The sequence below is a fragment of the Streptomyces stelliscabiei genome (genome assembly GCF_014873495.1).
Taxonomy (GTDB): Bacteria; Actinomycetota; Actinomycetes; order Streptomycetales; family Streptomycetaceae; genus Streptomyces; species Streptomyces bottropensis.
The window spans coordinates 6,781,991-6,802,991 of record NZ_JADBGF010000001.1 but is presented as its reverse complement, the minus strand read 5'-3'; the positions used below and the strand labels follow the sequence as shown (position 1 = coordinate 6,802,991).

Sequence of the window (21,001 nt, the reverse complement as noted above, 5' to 3'; positions counted from 1 at the left end):
TGAATGGAATGGTCTCTTCACACGCAGTGGTGAGGAGGCCTTTTCCATGTCCGACGACAATCCCGCAGCCCGTGCGAACCCGCCGCGCTGGATGCCTATCGGCGAGGAGCCCGAGCTGTGCTCGGCGGGGGAGTGGTGGGATGCCGTACGCGCCGTGGAGGCCGTGGGCCGACGCGCGATCGAGATCCTCGGCGAGGGTGACGAACCGGTAGGCCCGGTGATCCTGGACCACGGAGGTCCGGAGCCCCGGCTGTACTTCCTGGTTCCCGTGGGCACCGCGGCCCGCTGGGAGGAACCGGGTACTGTCGCGCTGGGGCAGAAGTGCCACGTCGTCGTGCCGTCCGCCGAGAGCACGACGCCTCCGGGGATGCACTGGCACGTCTTCCCCCAAGGCCCGCGATCGCTGACACGGCCCGATGCTCTGCGCCGAGCCCTGAGTCAGGCTCGCCGGGAGCGGCGAGGGCCCGCGGAGGAAGTGGCCTCCTGATGGCTCTGAGTATCTCCTTCGTGGTGCTGCTCGGCATCGTCGTGGTCGTTTTGATTCGCAGCAAGTCCGTGAAACCCGGTCCCGCGATCGTCTGTGTGCTCTTTGGGTTCTTCCTGGCGAGTACTTCCATGGCCCCGAGCATCAACCGGTTCATGACCGGCGTCGCCGACATGATCGGACAGATCCGTTTCTAGCGAGCTGAAACCGGCGTGCGAGGCCCATCCCCCCGCTCGGCCGACGGTCCGCCTTCATGCGTTTCACGGCCCTCCCTCCAACCTGCCAGAGGCTCCCGATGACCTTCCCGTCCAGCTCGCAGAGCACGTTAACCCCCACGGTCCGCCCGCAGCTGAGGAACTGGCCCGACCCCGCTTGCCGACGGCACACGGTTCCCTCCGAGGGACTCTGATGCGTCTCGTCTACCACCCGGCAGGTCACGACGACGACCTTCGTGTGGCCTTGGTCGAACTGCAGGCGGGGCGCTGGAGGCAGTCGCGGGAGCTGCTCTGGAAGACGGGTACGCACTGGGCACTGCGCACGGCCCGCACCCAGCTGCTGGCCGTGGCAGCCGCCCGGTCGGACGTCGTCGACGTGTGGGTCGCCGAGGAGCCCGACAGCTACGACGCGCAGCTGATGGCTGTACGTGTCGCCGTCGAGAGGGCGTTGCGTGCCCATCGCCAACGCCACCCGCAGACCCTGGAGTTCGAGATGCGAGCGCGGCGTGCGGCGCTGCTGGCGGCCCGTCGTGCGCCCCACGATCCCGTGCCGTGGGTATGTCTTGTCGCCCTGGCCCAGGTCGACACCCGCCAACTGCGGCCCGAACATCGCGTGACGTCCGCCGAACCGATGCTGCCGAGCGGCCCGTGGGGACTGCTCTATGAGGTCAACCAGCGTGATCCGTACAACCGCGAGGCCTACCACCGAGTGACACAGTGCATGCTCGGTCTTGAGGGGCCGTCAGGCGCCTCGCTGGCCGCGGTCTTCGACTTCGGCCGGTCCGTGGCCTCGCAGCGACCGGTCGGATCGCCGCTGCTGCTTCTGCCGGCGTACGCGCAGGTCGAGCAGCGACGACAGTCGCGCGCCGATCCGCTGTGGCGGCGGCAGTGGGCGCAGGAGTCGACGCTCGACTACACACTGACCGCCTTCCACGACTGGTTCCACAAGGCATCCGTCGGGCACCGTTCGGTGGCCGATCTACACCTCCTCGCATACGCGTTGTGGGCGGGACACCGATACCTGGAGGCCGCCGAGGTGTTCGAGGCGATGGGCTCGTACGCGGCTCGTGAGCCATGGGCATCGGTGCATGACGGAGCCGCTGGGCCGGATCCCGGTGAGGCGCTGCTCCTTCGGGCGCGTGCCGAGTCCCTCTCCTATGCCCGTACCCGTAGGCCACGCGCCGGGCCGCACCCGTGATCTACAGCCGCCACCACAACAACCTATTGGCATGAACCTGTCTAGTTTGCCCACTTCTCCGAGTCCTGGAGGCCGATCTATGTCCCGTCTGAGTCCGAACCGCCACGCGACACCACGGAAGTCCGATGACACCTACCTGCGCGAACTGGGCTACGAGCCCGTGCTCACCCGACGTATGGGGCCGTTCGGGAACTTCGCGATCTCCTTCAGCGTCATCAGCGTCCTGTCCGGCTGCATGACCCTCTACGGCTTCGGCCTGAACACCGGTGGCCCGTCGGTGATGCTGTGGGGCTGGCTGGTCGTCGGTGCCATGGTCATGTTCATCGGCGCCTCGCTCGCCGAGGTGACCTCCGCCTACCCGACCTCCGGAGCCCTGTACTACCAGGCGGAGCAACTCGGCGGGCGGAAGTGGGGCTGGTACACGGGCTGGTTGAACCTGCTGGGCCTGCTCGGCGCGATCGCCGGCATCGACTACGGGGCCGCGCTCTTCACGGGCGCCCTGTTCAACCTGCAGTGGGGGTTCGAGCCGACGCCGGGCAGGATCATGGCGATCTTCCTGTGCATCCTCGCCCTGCATCTCACCCTGAACCTGTTCGGGGTCCGGCTGGTCAGCATCCTCAACAGCATCAGCGTCTGGTGGCACCTCGCCGGCGTCACGGTGATCGTCGGTGCGCTCGCGATCGTGCCCTCCCACCACCGGTCCGCCGACTTCGTGTTCGGCGAGTTCGTCAACAAGACGGGCTGGTCGAGCCCGCTCTACGTGGCCGTGCTGGGTCTGCTCCTGGCCCAGTACACGTTCTGCGGTTACGACGCCTCCGCGCACCTGTCGGAGGAGACCACCGACGCCCAGGTGTCCGCGTCCCGCGGAATCATCCATTCCATAGGCTGGTCGTGGCTGGCCGGGTTCGTCCTGCTGGCGGGACTCACCTTCGCGATCCAGGACTACACGGGCACCGTCGGCACCGCGACCGGAGTGCCGCCGGCGCAGATCTTCCTGGACGCGCTCGGAGTGGCCGGGGCGAAGGCACTGCTCCTGGTCGTCATCGTCGCGCAGTTGTGCTGTGGCAACGCCGAGACCGCCGCGGCCAGCCGGATGGTCTTCGCGTTCTCGCGTGACGGGGCGCTGCCGGGCTCGCACCTGTGGCGACGGGTGGACCGTCGCACCGGCACCCCGCGCATGGCGGTGCTGCTCTCCGTGGTGTGCGCCGCTGTGCTGGCCCTGCCGAGCCTGTACAGCCCGGTCGCCTACGCGGCGATCACCAGCATCAACGTGGTCGGCATCACCCCGGCCTACGCGATCCCGATCTTCCTGCGCGTCAAGAACCGCCGGCGGTTCCGGCCCGGACCGTGGAACCTCGGCAACTGGGGCGTGATCGTGGGCACGATCGCGGTTCTCTGGGTGGCGTTCGTGACGGTGTTGTTCTGTCTGCCCCAGACGCGCCCCGCCAAGGGCGGCTTCGTGTCGGTGGAGACCTTCAACTACGCGCCGGTCGCTCTGCTCGTGGTCCTCGCCCTGGCCTGGGGGTGGTGGCGGGCGAAGGGCAGCTCGTACGAAGTGCCGGCACAGCACTTCGACCGCTCGACGAGCGCGTACGAAGACGAGGTCGTCTGATGCCGGGCACCACGAGCGGCGACAGCACCGTGGCGCGTCTGGCTGTCGCTTCCGGACCCGAGCGGAGCGGGCGCCCCGACAAGGCGTTCTCCTTGTCGGACCTGCGCAACCTCGTCAAAGCGGGTGCCATCGACACGGTGCTGCTCGCCGTCCCCGATATGCAGGGGAGGCTGAAGGGGAAGCGCTACGACGCGAACCACTTCCTCAAGCGCGTCGCGCACCACGGCGCCGAGGTGTGTGCCTACGTCCTGGCCACTGACGTCGACATGAGCCCGGCGGACGGCTTCGCGCTGAGTTCGTGGGAGACCGGCTTTCAGGACCTGTCCGTGCAGCCGGCTCTGTCGACCCTGCGGGTGGTGCCGTGGCATCCGCGTACCGCCGTCGTGCTCGGCGACGCCGTGACCCACGACGGAACGCCCATCGAGATCGCGCCCCGCCAGGTTCTCCACCAGCAGCTGACCCGGCTGTCCAGGCACGGGCTGCACCCCAAGGCGGGGATCGAGACCGAGTTCGTCCTCTACAGGGGGACATACGGGGAAGCGGAGCAGGCCGGATATCAGGGCCTACGGCCGGTGGCCACGGAGAACCTGGACTACGCCCTCGAGCATGATCCGGTCTCCGACCGGTTCTTCCGCCGCCTTCAGCGCGCGCTCGCGGGCGCCGGAATGCCTGTGGAAGCGATCAAGACGGAGGCCGGTCCCGGCCAGGTCGAGGTGACCTTCCCGTACGGGCCTGCCCTCACCGCCTGCGACCGGCACCTGCTCTTCAAGCACGCGGTGCGCACCCTCGGCTCGCGTACCGGACTGGCGCCCACCTTCATGGCAGCCCCGGAAACCGGCCGTGCCAACGGTCTGCACCTCCACGTGTCGCTGTGGTCGAAGGCCATCAGCCAGCTCGACGAGCCCGGCGGTGGACTGTCCCAGACAGGGCGGCACGCCATCGCGGGCCTGCTCGCCGGCCTGCCGGAGCTGGTCCCCCTCTACGCCCCGAACACCAACTCCTACAAGCGGTTCACGCCTGGCTCGTTCGCGCCAACCACGTTCAGCTGGGGCTACGACAACCGCACCTGTGCTGTCCGCGTCGTCGGCCACGGCGAGGGTCTCCATCTGGAGATCCGCGTGCCGGGGGCGGATGCCAACCCGTACCTGGCGTTGTCCGCGGTCCTGGCGGCCATCGACCACGGCATCGAACAGAAACTCACCCCCGGTCCGGCGGAGACGGGCAACTCCTACCGGGTGGGCGGCACCTCCGTCCCGCCCACCCTGGCCGACGCCCTCGTCCTCTTCCAGAACAGCGCCCTCGCGCAGAAAGCCTTCGGAACCGATGTGGTCGAGCACTACACCCGTCTTGCCCAACTGGAACTGGAGCACGAGCGGAGCCTGGTCACCGACGCCGAGCGGCGTCGGTGGCTGGCCCGCGCCTGACCGCCGTTCCTCCCCGAAAGGACCGAGAGCTCCCGTGAGTGCCCGACCGGCGCGCCCGTCCCCGACGTCGCTCGACCTGACACCAGCGCAGATCCGGATCGTCCACCAGGTCGCGGAGGGCAAGAGCACCGACGCGATCGCCTCCGACCTCACGATCACGGCTGGCACGATCAACGTGCAGTTGAAGCACTGCGGACAGAAGTTCGGCACCCGTGGCCGGGCCGCAGTCGTCCACGCCTGCTTTGTCACCGAGCAGCTCCGGCGCCCCGAGATGGCCACCCTCCCGGGAGCCTTCTCGGAGGCGGAGATCGAGACGTGGCGGATGGTCGCCATCGGTGCGACGTCAAAGGAGTACGCGGTGCGCGCCCGCATCAGCCACGAAGAAGCCCTGGGACGAGTACGGGCGTTGCGGCAGCGCGTCGAGGCGGAAAACGACCCGCACCTGGTGACGCTCGGCTGGAGGTACGGAGTTCTGAGCGAGTCCCTCCTCGAGATGGCCTCCGGCGCCGTCCTTCGCCTCCGGGCAGGCAAATGACCAGCTCAGAGCGCATTGTCAGTGGCACTTGGCAAGCTACCCACCCACAACAGGACACTGAGCGCGTCCGACCTGTCACTCGTCGTGGCGCGGTCGGGCGGCCCGGCGAGCGGAAGGGCGCACCGTTGACCGACATGCCCAGCGCGCTCCACCACCTGGTGGAGTCGGCGACCGACACGTACGCGGTGGTCGCCGAGCATTGCCGGCCCGGAGACATCCGGCCTTCCGTTTGGGAGGTCAACGGGCCTGGCGGCCAAAGGTGGTTCGGGAAGTGCCACGCGGGCGCGAAGCTCCACCGACGCGAGGTGACCGCGTACGAGAAGTGGACCGTGGCCCTGGGCGCAGACCGCGCCCCCGAGCTGGTCTCCGCGGACACGCAGACGCGCACCGTCCTGGTCACGGCCGTGCCCGGACGCGGCCTCGACACGCTGCGACTGCCGGCCGAGCAGGAACGGGCGGCCTACGAGCAGGCCGGCGAACTGCTCGCCCGGTTCCACACCGCGGCGGCCGACGAGTCGATGCCGGAAGTGACCGAGGAGGCCTGGGACGAGACGGTCGCCCGACTGCTGGGCCGTACGGCGAGGAACGCGCCGGAACACGACGTCGCGATGGTGCGCACGCTCGCCGGGGAGGCTCCTCCCCGCCTTCCTTCGGTATCGCAACACGGCGACTACATGCCCAAGAACTGGATGTGGGACGAGACCGAGCAGTGCCTGCGGGTCATCGACTTCGAACGCGCCGAACTTCGGCCCGCCGCCTACCGTGACCTGAGCCGACTGCGCTACCGGATCCTGTGCAACCGCCCCGACCTCAACGCCGCCTTCCACCAGGGATACGGCCGCCCACTCACCGAGGAGGAACAGATCGCGTGCCGGACGTACGGGGCACTGGATGCCCTGGACTGCCTGGACTGGGGGATCAGGCAGCGCGCCATCGGACTGGTCGACGAGGCACACACCATGCTGGAGAACCTGCGTCTGGAGATCGGCAAGAGCGTGTGGGGCGGGTGGCGTGCGTGAACACCTTCTCGGGAACGGTTCGCACGGACCGCTGTCTCCTTGTGCACGGCGGTCGGTGATCTGAATGGACGCAGCAGGCTGGGGCGAGACGCTCGCCGCTGAAGTGTTGGAGGAAAGGTACGGGCTGGTCGTTGATGTCGTCGAACCGGTGCACATAGGCACGGACACCATCAACCGGCGAGTCCTGACGGACGACGGGGTGCGGCTGTTCGTCAAGCAGTACCGCTCGATGGCCGACCTGGACGCGGCACGCAACGCGTGGGACATGTCGGAGTACTGCCGGGCCGCGAGGCTTCCCGTTCCACGGGTGTGGCCCGATGCCGACGACAACCTGGTCACCATCGCGGGAGGCAGCGCATGGGCCGTTGTCGACGAGGCTCCCGGCCGGGTGACCTCGTCGGCGATGACGATCCGGCTCGCCGAGCACATCGGCGTCGTTATGGGGCGCATGCACCGTGCGCTCGCCGCGTATCCGATGCCCAGGCGCGTGCAGCACACCCGCTGGCGGACCGAGCCCGTCGAGGACGCGGTAGCGAGATGCGACACCGTGATGGCCAGGGCCAGGCGCCAAGGCCACGACCATCTGGATGAACTGCGTGTCGACCTCGGCCAGCGGCGTGAGGACCTGCGCACACACGTCCCCCGGTTGAGGGCTCATCTCCCCGAGACGCTGGTCGAACAGGCGCTGCACGCGGACCTGACCCGCACCAATCTGATCACCCTCGCCGATGCCGTCACCGGTGTAATCGACTTCCGCTGCGCCGGCGCGCTGCCGGCCTGGGAGCTGGGGCGGGCGGCGTTCGACCCGCGCACCGTCGCGACCAGCACCGAGTGGGCCGCTTGCGCCCTGGCCATGGCCAGGGCCTACCGCTCGGAGCACCCCAGCCTTCCGATTCGGGAAGTGCGGGCCTCCGCTCGGATCGCCCTGCTGTACATGCTGTCCAGCCTCTATGGGGCCACCACGGCCGAGTTCGACCTGCCCGGAGAGGCGGAGACGGATCTGAAGCGCTACTGGCGTGAGCGCCAGATCGCAATCCGCCACCTGCTCGGTGACCTTGAGGGCCTCGAAGACGAGCTCACCGCCCTCGGAGCGAGCGGAGGCACGGCGTGACCATCCGTCTGCTTCCGACCGTGCCGAACGAAACGACCGACGAGCGACGACCTCAACCACCTACACCACACAGGGGGACGTCTTGGCGCATCGAACCGTGACCGGCCCGCACCCGTTACTCATCCGCGAACGGCGTGCGGCGCTGGGATCCCGTACTCCCCTGGTCGGGCACCGCAAGTCCATGGAGGGCTGGAGCTGATGACAACCATCCCAAAGCCCGCCGGGACAACCGCGCCGACGGACGAGTCGGAGGTCTCGGACGAGGAACTGAAGTTCGTCATCCCCGGCGATCGCCGCATCGAGGCTGCCAACGCGATCACGACCCGCTCGATGGCCAAGCGTCTGCCCCAGCTGATCCGCCGCTCCCTCGCATTGGGCTGGCAGGTGGACCGCACCGCGGTCATCGCGCTGCTCGGCGTTCAGCTCCTCTCCGGCGTGCTGGAGGCGTTCGGGCTGATGGCCACAACCGGGGTGATCAAGCCGCTGATCGCCTCGCAGCACATCAGCGGCGACCAGCTCCGCGCCGCCGTACCTTCCCTTGTCGTCCTGTCGGGTGCCATCGGTCTGCGCGCCCTGCTGGGTATTGCCTCCACCGCGCTGTCGGCCCGATTGGCCCCGCGTATCGCCCGGGAGGCCGAACTCAAGCTCCTGGACGCGGCGACGAAGGCGGAACTGGCCGCGTACGACAACCCCGGATACAACGACCGCTGGGACGCGGCCGACCGGGGAGTGGAGGTGTCCAGGGACCTTCTCACCCAAGCCCAGTACATCCTCGCCGCATCGGCATCGCTGATCGCCTCAGCGTCCGTTCTGACCGCTGTGCACCCGATCCTTCTGCCTCTGCTCGTCACGGCGGCCCTGCCGAAGGGCCTGGCCAGCGTGAGGGCAGCACGTATCAGCTACATCGCCTCGCTTGCCACGTCGAAGGACCGGCGGCTACTGGGCATGCTGCGCTGGTACATGGTCGACAAGCAGACCGCCGACCAGGTCCGCTCGGGCACCATGGCGCCGTTCCTGCTCGACAAGTACCGCACGGCTGGGTCGCGGATTGACGCGACGACCGACCAGGCCAGCTGGCGCTCTGCCAGGATCTCCCTTGTGGGTGGGGCCGCGGGAGGTCTCGCCCACGCGGTCGTGTGGGTGGCGTTGGCGTTGTTGGTGTCCGCCGGTCAGATCACGGTCGCCGCGCTCGGCACCGCTTTCCTCGCGCTGGGCCGCGTCAGCGCGGGACTGGACGGGATCGTCGGCTACGGAGCCCAACTCTTCCGCACGGGAATGTACTTGGACGACTGGGCGGACTTCATCGACGAAGCCGGCGGCCACCGCATCGACCGCGGCCCTCGGGTGCCGACCGCGCCCATGGTCGTCCGCGCCGAGAACATCACCTTCAAGTACCCGAGCGCCGACCGACCTGCTCTCCACGACGTGTCCCTGGAGGTCCGGCGAGGCGAAGTCGTCGCGCTGGTCGGCGAGAACGGCTCAGGCAAGACCACCCTTAGCAAGATCCTCTCAGCGCTGTACCTACCTGATCAAGGAGCCGTCTCCTGGGACGGCACCGACACCAGGGACTTGGACGCGTATGCCGCCTGGAACCGTGTCGCGGTCGTACCGCAGTCCTACGCGAACTGGCCTCTGTCTGCGAGGGAGAACATCACCCTCGGCCAGTCCACCGAGGAAGGAGACGACGCGGTGCTCGCCGCAGCGCGTGCCGCAGGTGCCGACGAGGTCGTCGATGGGTTGCGCAGCGGGTTGAACACCCTGCTGGCCAAGGAGTGGTGGGGCGGTCAGGAACTGTCCGGTGGGCAGTGGCAGAGGATCGCGCTCGCCCGGGCGTTCCATCGGCCGGCCGGACTGCTCGTCATGGACGAGCCGACGGCTGCCCTCGACCCGAGGGCCGAGCACCGCATCTTCACCGGACTGCGCCGCCTCGCCGCCGACCGCGCAGTCGTCTTGGTCACCCACAGGCTCACCAACGTGACCGTCGCAGACCGCGTCGTTGTATTGGACAAGGGGCGTGTGATCCAGCAGGGCACTCCCGACGAGCTGCTGGCCCAGCGTGACGGCTTGTTCCGTGAACTGTGGGACCTGCAGAACGAGCGCTCCGGGCGTGTACCAGCCCCGGCCGACTCCGAAGAGAACGTGCCGCTGAACCAGCCAGCCTTGTTCTGAACGATTCGACATCCGAGAGAAGGACCCAGAGGTGAGCAGACACGACGTCTCCCGCCAGGCGCGACATCCCGTGCAAGGTTGACGACGGAGCCGACACACCTGATCCCTGCTCCGCCGCGTGATCGGAAGGTACGCTCGCGCCATGGCTGTGGTCGGTTGGGCATACGAACTCGCGGAGTCCCTGCTCGCTGAGTCCCTGCCTCGCCGGTGGGCTCACACTCGCGGGGTGGCGGCCCGTGCCGAGTGGCTGGCGCCGGCACTCGGAGATGATGGCGAGGCGCTGGTCGCAGCCGCGGTGCTGCACGACATCGGGTATGCGCCGGTCGTGGCGCTGACGGGCTTCCACCCTCTGGACGGGGCTCGCCACCTGCGAACGCTGCCTGGGGTGGAAGAGCGGGTCGTGCGGCTGGTGGCCAACCATTCCTTCGCCCCGCTCGAAGCCGAGGAACGTGGGCTGCGGGAGATCCTGGCGGCGGAGTTTCCGCAGCTGGACGACGAAGTCCTGGTGGATGCCCTGGTGTACTGCGACATGACCACCACTCCCGACGGATCGCCAACGACGTCGTATGCGCGGGTGGGCGAGATCCTCGGTCGCTACGGAACGGACAGCGTGGTCGGACGCTTCATCCGCAGAGCCGCACCCGCCATCCACGAGAGTGTGGCGCGGGTGCAGGCGCGAGCCGACGCGGCTGGGCTGACGGTATAGGCCCGGCTCAGCCCAGATACGGGTATTCGCCGGAGAGGTAGTGGCCGATCTGCTCCCGCATGCTGGCGTGGATGTCGAGGCCGTCGAGTTCTTCCGGCAGTACCCAGCGCACGCCGTCGGCCTCGTCGTTCACCGTCGGAGCGCCACCGACCGGGCGGCCGATGTAGGCGGCTTCGTACTGCTGCCGGATCTCTCCATCGGTGTACTCGATGATGTGCGCCGGGTTGGAGTAGACACCGAGGAACCCGGTGACTTCGGCGACGATGCCGGTCTCCTCCTCGCATTCGCGCACGGCGCACTGCGCGGGGCTCTCCCCGATGTCCTGGGCGCCACCTGGCAGGGCCCACTGTCCGGTGTCGCGGCGCCGCTGGAGCAGGATCGCGCCTTCGCTGTTGACGACGAGGAGGTTGCTGGCTGGGATCAGGGTGTTGGCCTTGGGTGCCATCGGGTCGTTGTAGTACTCAGTCCTGCCCACGCTGGTGGTGCTCCTGACGGTTGGGCGCCCAGGGGCGCGCGGTGTTCCATACGGCTTCGAAGCTCTCGGTGTAGCGGTCGCACCAGTCGGTGCCGTCCGTGCGCCGGAGCTGGAAGAGAGGGTTGGCGCTCGCTGGCTGGCCCCAGATGTGCGGGTTGACCAGTAACTGGTCGTCGTACCGGAAGATCGAGTTGTACAGCGTCGTGTCGTGCAGTCGGACCTCGCAGCCGGGGGCGCCGACCAGGCCGCGGTAGTACGTCAGAGAGGCCCGGATCTTCGCGGCGAGGGTGTCGCCGATCCCTTCCTCGCGGCCCCGGACGGCTACCGCTTCTCCATATGGATCGCCGAAGCACAGTCGGACCTTGACTCCGGCCTGTGCGCGTTCCTGCAGCATGCGGGCGATGCGTGGGTTGGTCTGGGCGAAGAAGGTACCGGAGAAGACGAGGACGTCGATGTGCTTCACGGCGCCGAGCAGGAGGGAGATCCAGACGTCCCTGGGGACGCTGGCGCGGTTCGGGTAGACCTCGACGATCTCCGACCGCAGGGCTTCGAGGTGCACGGGTCGCTGGCGATCGTTCGGCCAGAGGTACACCTCGTCCACCTGCAGGTGTTTCGCGACGACGAAGCGGTGCCGGCGGTGGGGCACCCGTCCGGAGAGCCAGCGGCCCACGGTCTTCGGGTCGACGGAACAGAGCTTGGCGAGATCTTCTTCGGTGATCCCCCGCTGGACGAGTGCCGAGCGCAATCGTTCATTCACTCGGATAATCCAATCGCACCCATGGTCACACTCGCAAGGACGACCGGCTCAGCGAGAGTACGCGAGCGGTGTGCTTACGCTGGCAGGATGCCGCTCATCGTGCTCTGGGACATCGACCACACCCTCATCGACAACGCCGGTGTCAGCAAAGAGATTTATGCCGCCGCGTTCACGGCTCTCGCCGGTCGGGCGCCGGTACGTCCCGCACGCACGGAGGGTCGGACAGACCGGTTGATCATCGCGGGCATGTTCCACGATCACGGCCTGGAACCGCCTGAGTGGGAAGACGCGCTGGTCGCGCTGGAGGCGGCAGGGGCAGGCCGTGAAGCGGACCTCAACCAGCGGGGCCGGGTTCTGCCAGGAGTTCGCCAAGCCCTCAAGGCCGTGGCAGAGGAGGACGGCATGGTCTCCTCCGTCCTTACGGGGAACATCGCTGCGAACGCGCGGGTGAAACTCGGCGCCTTCGGACTGGACGCCCTCGTGGACCTCGGAGTCGGCGCCTACGGTGCCGACTCCGCTGACAGGGCGGCGTTGGTGGACGTGGCGCGGAGCAGGGTCCGGGCCGTCTACGACCTTCCGGACGACACCGCCGTGGTGCTCGTCGGCGACACCCCCCGCGATGTCGATGCCGCCATCACATCAGGCGCGCACATCGTGGCGGTGGCATCCGGAGTCAACAGCGAAGACGAGCTACGACAAGCCGGCGCCCACCTTGTTCTCCCTGACCTGAGCGACGTCGACGCCCTCATGGTTCAGCTTCGCGAGTTCGCTCGCCCCTGAAACGTCCCAAGACGTCCTCGGATCGTCCCGGGATGCGGTTCTGCCGTCCCGGTGTTCTCCAGCACGCTCTTCTCTCATCGGCCCCGAGGTGGAACGGGCCGCCGATGCAGTACCAGAACCCCCATACAGCTGGCTGGGATGGAGTGTGCGCATGTCCGCAGTGCTTGGTGAACTACCCGCATCGACGGCTTCGCTCACGTCTGTTGAGCGCCTCGCGGCCCGATACGCGGTTCCCGTCGAGGACGCGCTGCTCATTTCCATCAACCTGCACGGGATCTCGTCGGACCTCCCACGCCACCGGGCACGCGTGCTGGTGCGCCTTGCCACCGCTCCGTCCGTGCCCTGGCAGGTCATCGTCCCTCTGAACGCGGCTCGTTCGCCGTTCCGTCTGGAGGACGGACAGCTGACGATCGGCGGTGAGCCGATCGGGAGCATTGAACGCATCGATGCCGACGAGGCCGTTGGCGGGTACTTCCGTGACGGCGGCCGAGCCGCGACGCTCAACCCGAACGCCCGGAGCCGCTGTGTCGGATGCGCCTTCTGCCCCAACACCCTGGAGGCCGCCGCTGATCCCCGCCTGTCGGAAGAGCGGGAGCTGAACGAACTGCTGGCCGCGATGTTGGAACAGCATCCCCACGGCGACCTGACCGAACTTCGTGAGATCACTGTCTCGACCGGTTGCTTCGAACGCGAGCGGGCAGCGACCGACCACCTCCGATCGCTCCGGAGCGTGCTCACCGAGCACAACATCAACGCACGGATCGGCTTCCTCACTTCGGTGCTGCGCACCGAGGAAGCGTTCGAGGACCTCGCCAAGCACGCGTCCCCCTTCGTGCTGCGCCTCACCGCCGAGTGCTTCACCCGGCGCGACCTGCTGCTCAAGGCCAGCAAGGCCACACTCGCGACCTCCGAGATGGCGCAGGTACTCCAGCGCGCGCTGCGCGTCGGCCACGGCACCTCGTTCACGTACATCGTCGGCCTGGACGGCCTCAAAGCACTCCGCGAGGGTGTCGCGGCTCTCGCGCCGTACGTCACGGAGTTCCCGAACTTCCAGGTGTACCAGGCCCACAACTCGATCATGGCCGGGTTGCGGTCCGAGGGTGCCCAGGACCTGGAGTTCTACCTCCAGGCTCGCCGGGCCATCGAGGAAATCATGGGCTCCAGCGGCCTGCGTCCCGTGGCGTGGGAGTGCTACCGGCCCTTGTGGTACTTCACCTTCGCCGGCGAGAGCCTGGTCGGTGGGCGATGACCGGCGTCGCGGTCCTGGCCGACGCCCTCTGGCGAGCCACGACATACGCCTCGGTGTGCCAGCTGCACCTCCGCGGGAACGTACTGCTCTCCGAGCCCCTGTCCCACGAACACGTGAAGCCCGACCCCTCCGGTCACTGGGGCACCGTTCCGGGCACGGCCTGGGCACTGGCGCATGTCGCGCTGGCCGCGGGCCAGACGTCCCCCGAGCGGGACGTGGTGCCGATCCTCGGCGCCGGCCATGCGGGGATCGTCCAGCTGTCGATGGCCTGGCTCAGCGGAGAACTCCAGGCGATCCGCCCCCAGTTCACGCCTGACGTGGACGGCCTGATCCGGCTTTCACGGGCGTTCCCACATGTCGACGGACTCGGCGCCGAGGTACATCCCGCCCTGTGGGCCGGTGACTACCTCGGAGGACGGCTCGGCGGTGCGCTGGCGTTCGCCCAGGGTGCCGCGCTCGACGCGCCCGACCGCGTTCTGGTCCCCGTCGTCGGGGACGGTGAATGCGAGACGCCCACGACGGCGGCCTCGTGGCTGGCGACAGGCGTCGTGCCGGGCGCACAGGTTCTCCCCGTCATCCACGTCAACGGATTCCGGATGGGCGGCCAAAGCCTGCTGGGAGGAATGACCGACGACCAACTGCGCGCGTACGCCATCGGCCAGGGCTGGGACGCCCGAGTGGTGCATGTCGTCGAGGGCTCCCAGGAGGAGCACGCGGCCTTTCACGAGGTGTTCCAGCAGGCCCTGGACACGACCAGCCGTAGCCGCCGTGTCGCCGTCTTCCTACGGTGCACGAAGGGCTGGGGTGGACCGGAGACGGTGGAAGGCCGCCGGATTCTCGGCACCCCGCGCGCCCACAAGACCCCGCTGTCAGCCCCCGGACGCGTGGCCGACCAACTGGAACTCCTGGAACGGTGGCTCGCCCGGTACTCGCCACACGAGCTGTTCGATCCCGACGGGCGCCCGCTAGGCGGACTGGCTCGTGCGATGGCAGCGGCCCGGTGGTGCCGGCTACGCCCGACGCACGCCGAACAGAGGCCGGCCGATCACCGAACGCCGCTCGGTTACAAGGGCTTTGGCACGTTCGCCGACGCCGTGACCACCGTGATCCGCGACCACGCCGCGGACGGCGGGTTCCAGGTGTTCAGCCCGGACGAGCTGGCCTCCAACCGTCTCGGGGGCTTGGCCAGAGAACCCTGGACGAAGGAGTTGCTGGCCGAGGAGGTCCTGCTGGAGTGGCTCGCCGGCTGGACAGCCAGCGGCCGTCGCGGAGTCCTGGTCTCCTACGAAGCCTTCGCTCCGCTGCTGCTGAGCGGAGTCGCCGCTCACCTCAAACAGCGCCGCCTCGCGGGGGCGCCGGTTCTGCCCAGCCTGAACCTGCTTCTGACGTCGTACGGCTGGAACAACGTCTTCACGCACGGAGATCCGTCCTTCGCCACAGCACTCCTGGCCATGGGCGACCCCGCTGTCCGAGTGCTCACACCCGCCGATCCGACCCGTACCGCAGTCGCATTGGAAGAGGCTCTCCATTCGGATGGAGGTGTCAACGTCGTCGTGGCGGGCAAGCACACCGCGACCGCCCACCCCACTGACACGGTGCACGAAGAGCAGGCGTACGGGCTCGCCATCTGGCCGCATCTGAGCGATGACGGCGAACCGGACATCACCATCGTCACCGCGGGCGACCTCCCGGCCGCCGTCGCCGCTGAGGCCATCCCGCTGCTTCGCGGAAACCGCGGATGCCGCGTCCGGGCCGTGAATCTCCTCGACCTGACCGTGCTCGGTGATCCCACGACATGGCCGCGAGGGTTGTCCGACGCGGACATCGATCAATACTTCGGCCAGCACGCCGCTGTTCTCGTGGTCACCCTCGGCCATCCGGCCGCGGTTTGGGGCCTACTGGCGGGAAGGCTTCGCCGTCCGGCCGAGGTCATCGGCTGGCAGGAGCCGACCGGGCCGACGCCCCAGGCGCAACTCGCCGACACTCTGGGTCTGACCCCCGCCGGCCTGGTCCAGGTGGCGAATCGCCTTCTCGCGGCCCGGGAGGCGGCCTGATGAGCGCGATCCGCATTGACCGGATCGAAGTCGTCGACGTACGGGATGCCGAACCTGCGGGGGATGACACGGCGTTCATCGCGCTTCACGCTGCTGGGGAGACGGGCTGGTACGGCCCCGTCAGCGCTGCCATCGCCTCCTACGCGGACAAGGTCCTCGCGCCGACCGTGATCGGCGCTGATGCCACAGACCATCAGGCGCTCTGCCGACGCCTGTTGGGGCCTGCGATCGCGAGTCCGCACCCGCATGCCCGGTGGGCCATGGGTGCCATCGACTGCGCGGCGTGGGATTTGCACGGGCGCCTTGACGGTCGTCCGGTGGCGGACCTCCTGACTCCGAAGACCGCGCGCCGATCCGTACCGGCGTACGCGTCGTGGCTGACACAGGAGCTGACCGGCCCTGTCGAGTCGGACGTCCTGAGCGAAGTCCTGGCAGGCGGTTGGGCCTTCACCAAGTGGGGGCTCCGCTGCCGAACACCACACGACGCGACGGGGGCAGCGCGGACTCTCGCCAGGGCTGTGGAACACGCGGCCGAGGAAACAGGGGTCCGGATCGCCGTGGACGCTGTGGGTACGTGGACTCCCTCCCTGGCCATGGCATTTGCTGGACTGGTCGATCCGTCCGCCTTGATCTGGCTGGAGGATCCTCTGCCACGTCACGATCTACGGGCATACGACCGACTGGCATCGACGCCCGTGCCCGTGGCCATAGGCGAGCGCCTCTCGCTCCGCGAGGACCCCGCCACCGTGCTCGACACGACCCGCCCTGTGGCCCTGACACTCGACGTCGTCGGATGCGGCGGTCTCACCAGGGCTGTCGAAGTCCTGGCAGCTGCTCGCGCCCGCAAGGTGCCGGTCTATCCGCATGGCCGCTCGCTGGTCCCCGGCATCCACCTTGCCGCCGCGTTCCCCGAGGCCGCCCCCGCGATCGAGTACCGCCTTCAGTGGGAGCCGGGCCGGCAGCGACTCTACGACCACACCTGGCTCCCCGAACACGGACACCTACGCCTGCCGGAATCTCCCGGTCTCGGCACCATCCCGAGGAGGACACCATGCCGCGAACATCAGTAAGCCTCCCTGTCGAGGGATCCGTGGGGCGCACGCCCGACGGACCGCTCCTGGTGCTGACCGAACGCCTCGGCGGGCACGACACCTTCCTGTCCGGACGTCTCGACCTGGACGGTACGAACATCCCCGTACGCATCATGACCCTGGACGACGTCACCGTCCTGCACCCCACGAACCCCGGAACCGTACCCGCGCTCCGAGCACGCTGGTCCGGGACACTGCACCTACCGCACGGCCTGCGTCCGCAAACGGCACCAGGGGACTTGGAGTCGGCCGCCGAAGCCGAGGGGCGGATCCTCGAGGCCTTGGACGACGCGGAACTGCGCTACGCCCTCACCTTCCTGTCCGAGGCCACGACGCGTGAGATCCGTAGCGCCCGCATCGCGGCCATCGTCTCCGCACTGCCTCCCGCGAGGAGTGCCGCGTGACCCGCCGGCGCCCCCACCTCATCAGCGTCGACGTCGGCGGAACGCTGGGAACCGCGGAAGGCCCCGGCCTCACGATGCGGCTGACCGCGGCATCCCCCCTGCCGGCGAAGCAGGCGCGCGAGATCATGCGCGACCGCCTGCACACGCAACCGTCGCTCGGCGACGCCGTCGTGGCCGACGTGTGCGAGGCCCTGCAGGTCGCACCCGCCGACTTCCCCCGGGATCTACCACCGGCTCCCCTCACGCTGTTCCCCGGGACCATGGACGCCCTGCGCGTGCTGAGCGAGGTGGCGACGGTCGTGACCCTGTCCAACGTGACCTGCGCGGACGCGGACACCGACGGGCTCCGGCGTCGCACAGCGCCGTGGGTGAGCGACTTCTTCCCCTCGTGCCGTATCGGCTACGCCAAGCCGGACCGGCGGGCGTTCCTCGCGGTCGCCGAACACTGCGCGGTGGATCCTGCGCGCATCCTCCACATCGGTGACGACTGGGCCTGTGACGTGGTCGGGGCCGTCAACGCCGGATTTGGGGCCGTCTGGATATCGCGTGGCCGACCAACTCCCGAGCCGGATCTAATCGTTGATCACGGCGTGCTCGTCGCCGACGACCTCTCGGCCGCAGCCAAGCACGTCCAAGCATTCTCACGCACGGAGGAAATCCCATGAGCAGCCTGTTCACCGGCACCGTCGGCTTCTACCGGCAGTACCGTCCGGGCATCCCGGCCGAGGTGGCCGACGTCCTGAACCGGGCGACGGCCACCGACCGCCCGCGCCGCCTGCTGGACGTCGGTACCGGAACGGGCCTTGTCGTGGAAGCGCTGCTGGACCGCTTCGACGACATCATCGCCATCGACAACGACGCCGACATGCTCGCCGCCGCCGAGTCGGCGCTCCGCCCGGCGCTTCCGGAAGGCGCGAGTCTGTCGCTCGTCGAATGCACGGCCGAGGAGTTCACGCCGCCGTCCGGCTGGCGCGCGGACCTTGTGACGATCTGCCGGGCATTCCACTGGCTCGACCAGGCAGCGGTTCTCTCCGGTCTTGACGCGCAGGTCGCCCCGGACGGAGCTGTCGCCATCTTCGGCGACAACAGCTTCTGGGCGGCGGGAAGTCCCTGGAAGGAAGCCGTCCGCAGCGTCATCAAGGAGTTCCTCGGCGAGGAACGGCGCGCTGGTCAGGGGACCTTCCAGCACCACAACCGGCCGTACAGCGAGATCATGGAGGAGTCACCCTTCAACCAGGTCGAGGAGGTACGGGTTCCGGTCGAGCGCACCTGGACGACCGACAGCATCCTCGGATACCTGTACTCGACCTCCTTCGCGGCTCCGCACCTGTTCGGCGCCCGCCTGGGCGAGTTCGAGTCGAGGGTGAAGACGACGCTGGCCGAGTTCAGCGACGACGACACGTTCGGCGAGGAGAACGAATTCCTCCTCAGGATCGGCCGCAGGAACCGGACATGAGGGAAACCGGGAGACCGCGCACGTATGACCAGCTGACCGCGCCGGACGTCTCGGCGCGGCTCAGCCGCCACTCGGTCCTGGTCCTGCCGATCGGCTCGACGGAGCAGCACGGCCCACACCTGCCGCTCAATACCGACACCGTCATAGCCGAACGATTCGCCCAGATGCTGGTCGGACGCTACGGCGACCACCACGACCTGTGGGCCCTGCCCGCCCTGCCGTACGGGCTCTCCCCGGAGCACGCGTGGTCGGCCGGCGTCGTCTCGTTGAAGACCACGACATTCAGCAGCCTGCTTGACACCATCGTCGGTCAGTACGTCAGCGCCACCACCGCCCGTCGGCTGCTCATCGTCAACGGGCACGGCGGAAACCGCGGCGTCCTCGAAACGCTGGCCTACGAACTCCAGCAGACCTACGGCATCGCCGTCTGCGTCATCAACCCCGTCTCGCTGTCGCCCGAGGCCACCGTCAGCGAGTTGCCCGAGATCCACGCGGGTGTCCGCGAGACCTCGATGATGCTCGCCCTCGCCCCGGACATGGTGCACCTCGGCCGAATCCCTGCCGACCACACCCCCGATCCGGGCCGACGCGAGGAGATTCAGCGGCTCATACTCCGACGCGGCACCGCGTGGCCGTGGTCATCCTGCGACCCGGCGATCTCCTCACTCGGCATCATCGGCGGCGATCCCCGAAAAGCCAGCGCCGCCGCCGGCCACTCGATCATCGCGAGCGCCGTGGACGCTGGCGCGGAGGTACTCGCCCGCCTTGCGGCCCCCAATACCGATGTCCCGGACACCCTTCGGAGGACCAATGTCCCTCACCTATGAAGAGAAGGCCGGTTTCGCAAGGGACGGCGTTGCCGTCCGACGCGGCCTCGTACCCGATGCCCTGATCGCCCGAGCCTCGTCCCTCATCGACGCCTGGTTCCGCGAGGAGATGGACGCCTCGCAGATCTCCGCGTACACGCAACGCACCTTCGCACCCGAACTCGGCCAACACCCGGACCTGCTGGGCCTGTTCTCGGATTCGGGAGCGGAGGAACTGGCGACCGATCTACTCGGTGACATCCAGCCGGTCACCACGACGCAGATCCAGATCCGGATACCCGAGGACGCACTGCCAACGTCACAGCCCGAGAAGGCGATGCACGTCGACGGAGTCGCCTGCCCGCATCTCGATCCTGATGAACTGCGCACCTTCTCACTGCTCGTCGGCGTGGTGCTATCCGACATCAGCGATCCGGATGGCGGGGCGTTGCGGTACCTGCCCGGTGGGCACCAGGCCATGGCCCGGTGGTTCCGTTCCGAGTGGTCCCTCGGCGTCACCGAGCAGGTCCCCCCGCAGATCGATACCGAGAGCGGAACAGCCTTTCTGGGCAAGCCTGGCGACGTCCTGCTCATGCACCACCTCGTTCCGCACTCGGTGGGCCGCAACTACACCTCGACACCCAGAGTCATGGCGTACTTCCGTGTGTCGCATTCCAGCCACGCCCAACGCCGCCTCGAAGCCCTCCGCGACCCGTGGCTCGACTACCCGCCCCTCGCCACCGTCACGGCTACCGCGCCGACCGCCCGATGAAAGCCGACCGCCATCTCGTGAGGAGCACGTCCATGCGTCTGATCCACCCCACCGACCTCGACATCGCCGCACGCGCGATCGAGGCCGGCGAGTTGGTGATCGTGCCGACCAAGCGCTGGTACATGATCTGCGCCGACGCCGGAAACGCGGATGCTTGCAAGCGCATCTTCGACGGCAAGAAACGCCCGCCCGGCAAGTCTCTGGCGTTCGTCCTGCCCTCCCTTGAGGCATGCGAGCAACGCTTCCAGCTCACGGCGGAGGCCAGGCGGCTCGCCGACGCGTTCTGGCCCGGAGATCTCGCGCTCCTCCTGCCGTGGCGCGATCCGGCCGACGCCGCCGGGTACACAGCCGTCGGCTCCCCCGCTCTGACCACCTACGACTCCGGTCTCCTCGGCCGCCTGGCGTCCCTCTCCACCGCACCCGTCGCCGCCACCACGGTCAACATCTCCGGCGACGCAGGCCCGGACGACCCCGGTCCTGCCATCACCGTCGACGAGGTCAACCACTTCCTGACAACAACGGGCGTGGGCGCATCCGTGATCGTGGATGGCGGCATCTGCCCGGCCGCCAACCACATGACGATCGTCGACTGCTTCACGCCGGAGGCCCGGCTGGTACGCACCGGACTTGTCCATCAGCGCGCTATCTCGGCCGCTTTGGGACGCGACGTCCGCGGCACCTGAG

General features: G+C 68.4%; 22 protein-coding genes. 20 read left to right on the top strand and 2 right to left on the bottom strand.

What is annotated here, in order from left to right; all coding sequences use genetic code 11:
- The first annotated feature begins 46 nt into the window (after positions 1-46).
- From H4687_RS30385 to H4687_RS30340, 10 genes are all read left to right on the top strand, one after another.
- Positions 47-487, top strand: coding sequence for a hypothetical protein (locus H4687_RS30385; protein ID WP_046912637.1), 441 nt, complete (start codon positions 47-49; stop codon positions 485-487).
- Positions 487-681, top strand: coding sequence for a hypothetical protein (locus H4687_RS30380; RefSeq protein WP_046912638.1), 195 nt, complete (start codon positions 487-489; stop codon positions 679-681). Before H4687_RS30385 ends, H4687_RS30380 begins: the two co-directional genes overlap by 1 nt.
- A gap of 211 nt (positions 682-892) precedes the next feature.
- A complete protein-coding gene (locus H4687_RS30375) occupies positions 893-1,897 on the top strand; it encodes a hypothetical protein (protein WP_046912639.1) in 1,005 nt (334 codons plus the stop codon).
- Between the two features lie 79 nt (positions 1,898-1,976).
- Positions 1,977-3,509, top strand: coding sequence for an amino acid permease (locus tag H4687_RS30370; protein ID WP_046912640.1), 1,533 nt, complete (start codon positions 1,977-1,979; stop codon positions 3,507-3,509).
- On the top strand, positions 3,509-4,933 hold the full coding sequence (locus H4687_RS30365; RefSeq protein ID WP_167358677.1) for a glutamine synthetase family protein: 1,425 nt from the start codon (positions 3,509-3,511) through the stop codon (positions 4,931-4,933). The genes H4687_RS30370 and H4687_RS30365 overlap by 1 nt, the downstream gene beginning before the upstream one ends.
- Positions 4,934-4,967: 34 nt before the next feature.
- Entirely contained in the window at positions 4,968-5,468 is a 501-nt protein-coding gene (locus H4687_RS30360) for a LuxR C-terminal-related transcriptional regulator (RefSeq protein WP_046912641.1), read from the top strand.
- Between the two features lie 134 nt (positions 5,469-5,602).
- Positions 5,603-6,487 (top strand): phosphotransferase enzyme family protein, encoded by an 885-nt coding sequence (locus tag H4687_RS30355; protein WP_078907665.1) that lies wholly within the window; start codon positions 5,603-5,605, stop codon positions 6,485-6,487.
- 64 nt (positions 6,488-6,551) lie between these two features.
- Entirely contained in the window at positions 6,552-7,598 is a 1,047-nt protein-coding gene (locus H4687_RS30350; RefSeq protein WP_046912643.1) for a phosphotransferase enzyme family protein, read from the top strand.
- 198 nt (positions 7,599-7,796) lie between these two features.
- Positions 7,797-9,767 carry an ABC transporter ATP-binding protein gene (locus H4687_RS30345; RefSeq protein ID WP_046912644.1) on the top strand — a complete coding sequence of 657 codons (1,971 nt, stop codon included), beginning with the start codon at positions 7,797-7,799 and terminating at the stop codon, positions 9,765-9,767.
- Positions 9,768-9,909: 142 nt separating this feature from the next.
- Complete coding sequence (locus H4687_RS30340; protein ID WP_046912645.1) at positions 9,910-10,473, top strand: HD domain-containing protein; 564 nt, start codon at positions 9,910-9,912, stop codon at positions 10,471-10,473.
- Positions 10,474-10,480: 7 nt separating this feature from the next.
- Here H4687_RS30340 and H4687_RS30335 read toward each other — a convergent pair whose 3' ends face one another.
- Complete coding sequence (locus H4687_RS30335; RefSeq protein ID WP_046912646.1) at positions 10,481-10,948, bottom strand: NUDIX hydrolase; 468 nt, start codon at positions 10,946-10,948, stop codon at positions 10,481-10,483.
- Positions 10,935-11,705, bottom strand: a complete 771-nt coding sequence (locus H4687_RS30330; protein WP_046912647.1) for a helix-turn-helix transcriptional regulator — start codon at positions 11,703-11,705, stop codon at positions 10,935-10,937. Before H4687_RS30330 ends, H4687_RS30335 begins: the two co-directional genes overlap by 14 nt.
- Before the next feature lie 87 nt (positions 11,706-11,792).
- On the opposite strand from H4687_RS30330, the gene H4687_RS30325 reads away from it, so the two are divergent.
- From H4687_RS30325 to H4687_RS30280, 10 genes are all read left to right on the top strand, one after another.
- Positions 11,793-12,485, top strand: coding sequence for an HAD family hydrolase (locus H4687_RS30325; protein ID WP_046912648.1), 693 nt, complete (start codon positions 11,793-11,795; stop codon positions 12,483-12,485).
- Positions 12,486-12,636: 151 nt separating this feature from the next.
- Positions 12,637-13,734, top strand: coding sequence for a hypothetical protein (locus H4687_RS30320; protein WP_046912649.1), 1,098 nt, complete (start codon positions 12,637-12,639; stop codon positions 13,732-13,734).
- The gene (locus tag H4687_RS30315) at positions 13,731-15,788 is read left to right on the top strand and encodes a phosphoketolase family protein (RefSeq protein ID WP_046912650.1); all 2,058 of its coding nucleotides are present in this window, start codon (positions 13,731-13,733) and stop codon (positions 15,786-15,788) included. The genes H4687_RS30320 and H4687_RS30315 overlap by 4 nt, the downstream gene beginning before the upstream one ends.
- Positions 15,788-16,858 (top strand): enolase C-terminal domain-like protein, encoded by a 1,071-nt coding sequence (locus H4687_RS30310; RefSeq protein WP_046912651.1) that lies wholly within the window; start codon positions 15,788-15,790, stop codon positions 16,856-16,858. The genes H4687_RS30315 and H4687_RS30310 overlap by 1 nt, the downstream gene beginning before the upstream one ends.
- 20 nt (positions 16,859-16,878) lie before the next feature.
- Complete coding sequence (locus H4687_RS30305; RefSeq protein WP_050399608.1) at positions 16,879-17,283, top strand: hypothetical protein; 405 nt, start codon at positions 16,879-16,881, stop codon at positions 17,281-17,283.
- Positions 17,280-17,948: an HAD family hydrolase gene (locus H4687_RS48165; protein WP_050399607.1), complete on the top strand. Its 669-nt coding sequence runs from the start codon at positions 17,280-17,282 to the stop codon at positions 17,946-17,948. Before H4687_RS30305 ends, H4687_RS48165 begins: the two co-directional genes overlap by 4 nt.
- On the top strand, positions 17,945-18,739 hold the full coding sequence (locus H4687_RS30295) for a class I SAM-dependent methyltransferase (protein ID WP_046912653.1): 795 nt from the start codon (positions 17,945-17,947) through the stop codon (positions 18,737-18,739). Before H4687_RS48165 ends, H4687_RS30295 begins: the two co-directional genes overlap by 4 nt.
- Positions 18,736-19,566 (top strand): creatininase family protein, encoded by an 831-nt coding sequence (locus H4687_RS30290; protein ID WP_050399606.1) that lies wholly within the window; start codon positions 18,736-18,738, stop codon positions 19,564-19,566. The genes H4687_RS30295 and H4687_RS30290 overlap by 4 nt, the downstream gene beginning before the upstream one ends.
- Positions 19,550-20,317, top strand: a complete 768-nt coding sequence (locus H4687_RS30285) for a phytanoyl-CoA dioxygenase family protein (protein ID WP_046912654.1) — start codon at positions 19,550-19,552, stop codon at positions 20,315-20,317. The genes H4687_RS30290 and H4687_RS30285 overlap by 17 nt, the downstream gene beginning before the upstream one ends.
- 32 nt (positions 20,318-20,349) lie before the next feature.
- The gene (locus tag H4687_RS30280; protein WP_046912655.1) at positions 20,350-21,000 is read left to right on the top strand and encodes an L-threonylcarbamoyladenylate synthase; all 651 of its coding nucleotides are present in this window, start codon (positions 20,350-20,352) and stop codon (positions 20,998-21,000) included.
- Position 21,001 lies beyond the last annotated feature (1 nt).

Excerpts from the sequence above, each read along its gene's own strand:
- H4687_RS30385 (WP_046912637.1), top strand. The coding sequence starts at position 47 with ATGTCCGACGACAATCCCGCAGCCCGTGCGAACCCGCCGCGCTGGATG.
- H4687_RS30380 (WP_046912638.1), top strand. The coding sequence starts at position 487 with ATGGCTCTGAGTATCTCCTTCGTGGTGCTGCTCGGCATCGTCGTGGTC.
- H4687_RS30375 (WP_046912639.1), top strand. The coding sequence starts at position 893 with ATGCGTCTCGTCTACCACCCGGCAGGTCACGACGACGACCTTCGTGTG.
- H4687_RS30370 (WP_046912640.1), top strand. The coding sequence starts at position 1,977 with ATGTCCCGTCTGAGTCCGAACCGCCACGCGACACCACGGAAGTCCGAT.
- H4687_RS30365 (WP_167358677.1), top strand. The coding sequence starts at position 3,509 with ATGCCGGGCACCACGAGCGGCGACAGCACCGTGGCGCGTCTGGCTGTC.
- H4687_RS30355 (WP_078907665.1), top strand. The coding sequence starts at position 5,603 with ATGCCCAGCGCGCTCCACCACCTGGTGGAGTCGGCGACCGACACGTAC.
- H4687_RS30350 (WP_046912643.1), top strand. The coding sequence starts at position 6,552 with ATGGACGCAGCAGGCTGGGGCGAGACGCTCGCCGCTGAAGTGTTGGAG.
- H4687_RS30345 (WP_046912644.1), top strand. The coding sequence starts at position 7,797 with ATGACAACCATCCCAAAGCCCGCCGGGACAACCGCGCCGACGGACGAG.
- H4687_RS30340 (WP_046912645.1), top strand. The coding sequence starts at position 9,910 with ATGGCTGTGGTCGGTTGGGCATACGAACTCGCGGAGTCCCTGCTCGCT.
- H4687_RS30325 (WP_046912648.1), top strand. The coding sequence starts at position 11,793 with ATGCCGCTCATCGTGCTCTGGGACATCGACCACACCCTCATCGACAAC.
- H4687_RS30320 (WP_046912649.1), top strand. The coding sequence starts at position 12,637 with ATGTCCGCAGTGCTTGGTGAACTACCCGCATCGACGGCTTCGCTCACG.
- H4687_RS30315 (WP_046912650.1), top strand. The coding sequence starts at position 13,731 with ATGACCGGCGTCGCGGTCCTGGCCGACGCCCTCTGGCGAGCCACGACA.
- H4687_RS30310 (WP_046912651.1), top strand. The coding sequence starts at position 15,788 with ATGAGCGCGATCCGCATTGACCGGATCGAAGTCGTCGACGTACGGGAT.
- H4687_RS30295 (WP_046912653.1), top strand. The coding sequence starts at position 17,945 with ATGAGCAGCCTGTTCACCGGCACCGTCGGCTTCTACCGGCAGTACCGT.
- H4687_RS30290 (WP_050399606.1), top strand. The coding sequence starts at position 18,736 with ATGAGGGAAACCGGGAGACCGCGCACGTATGACCAGCTGACCGCGCCG.
- H4687_RS30285 (WP_046912654.1), top strand. The coding sequence starts at position 19,550 with ATGTCCCTCACCTATGAAGAGAAGGCCGGTTTCGCAAGGGACGGCGTT.
- H4687_RS30280 (WP_046912655.1), top strand. The coding sequence starts at position 20,350 with ATGCGTCTGATCCACCCCACCGACCTCGACATCGCCGCACGCGCGATC.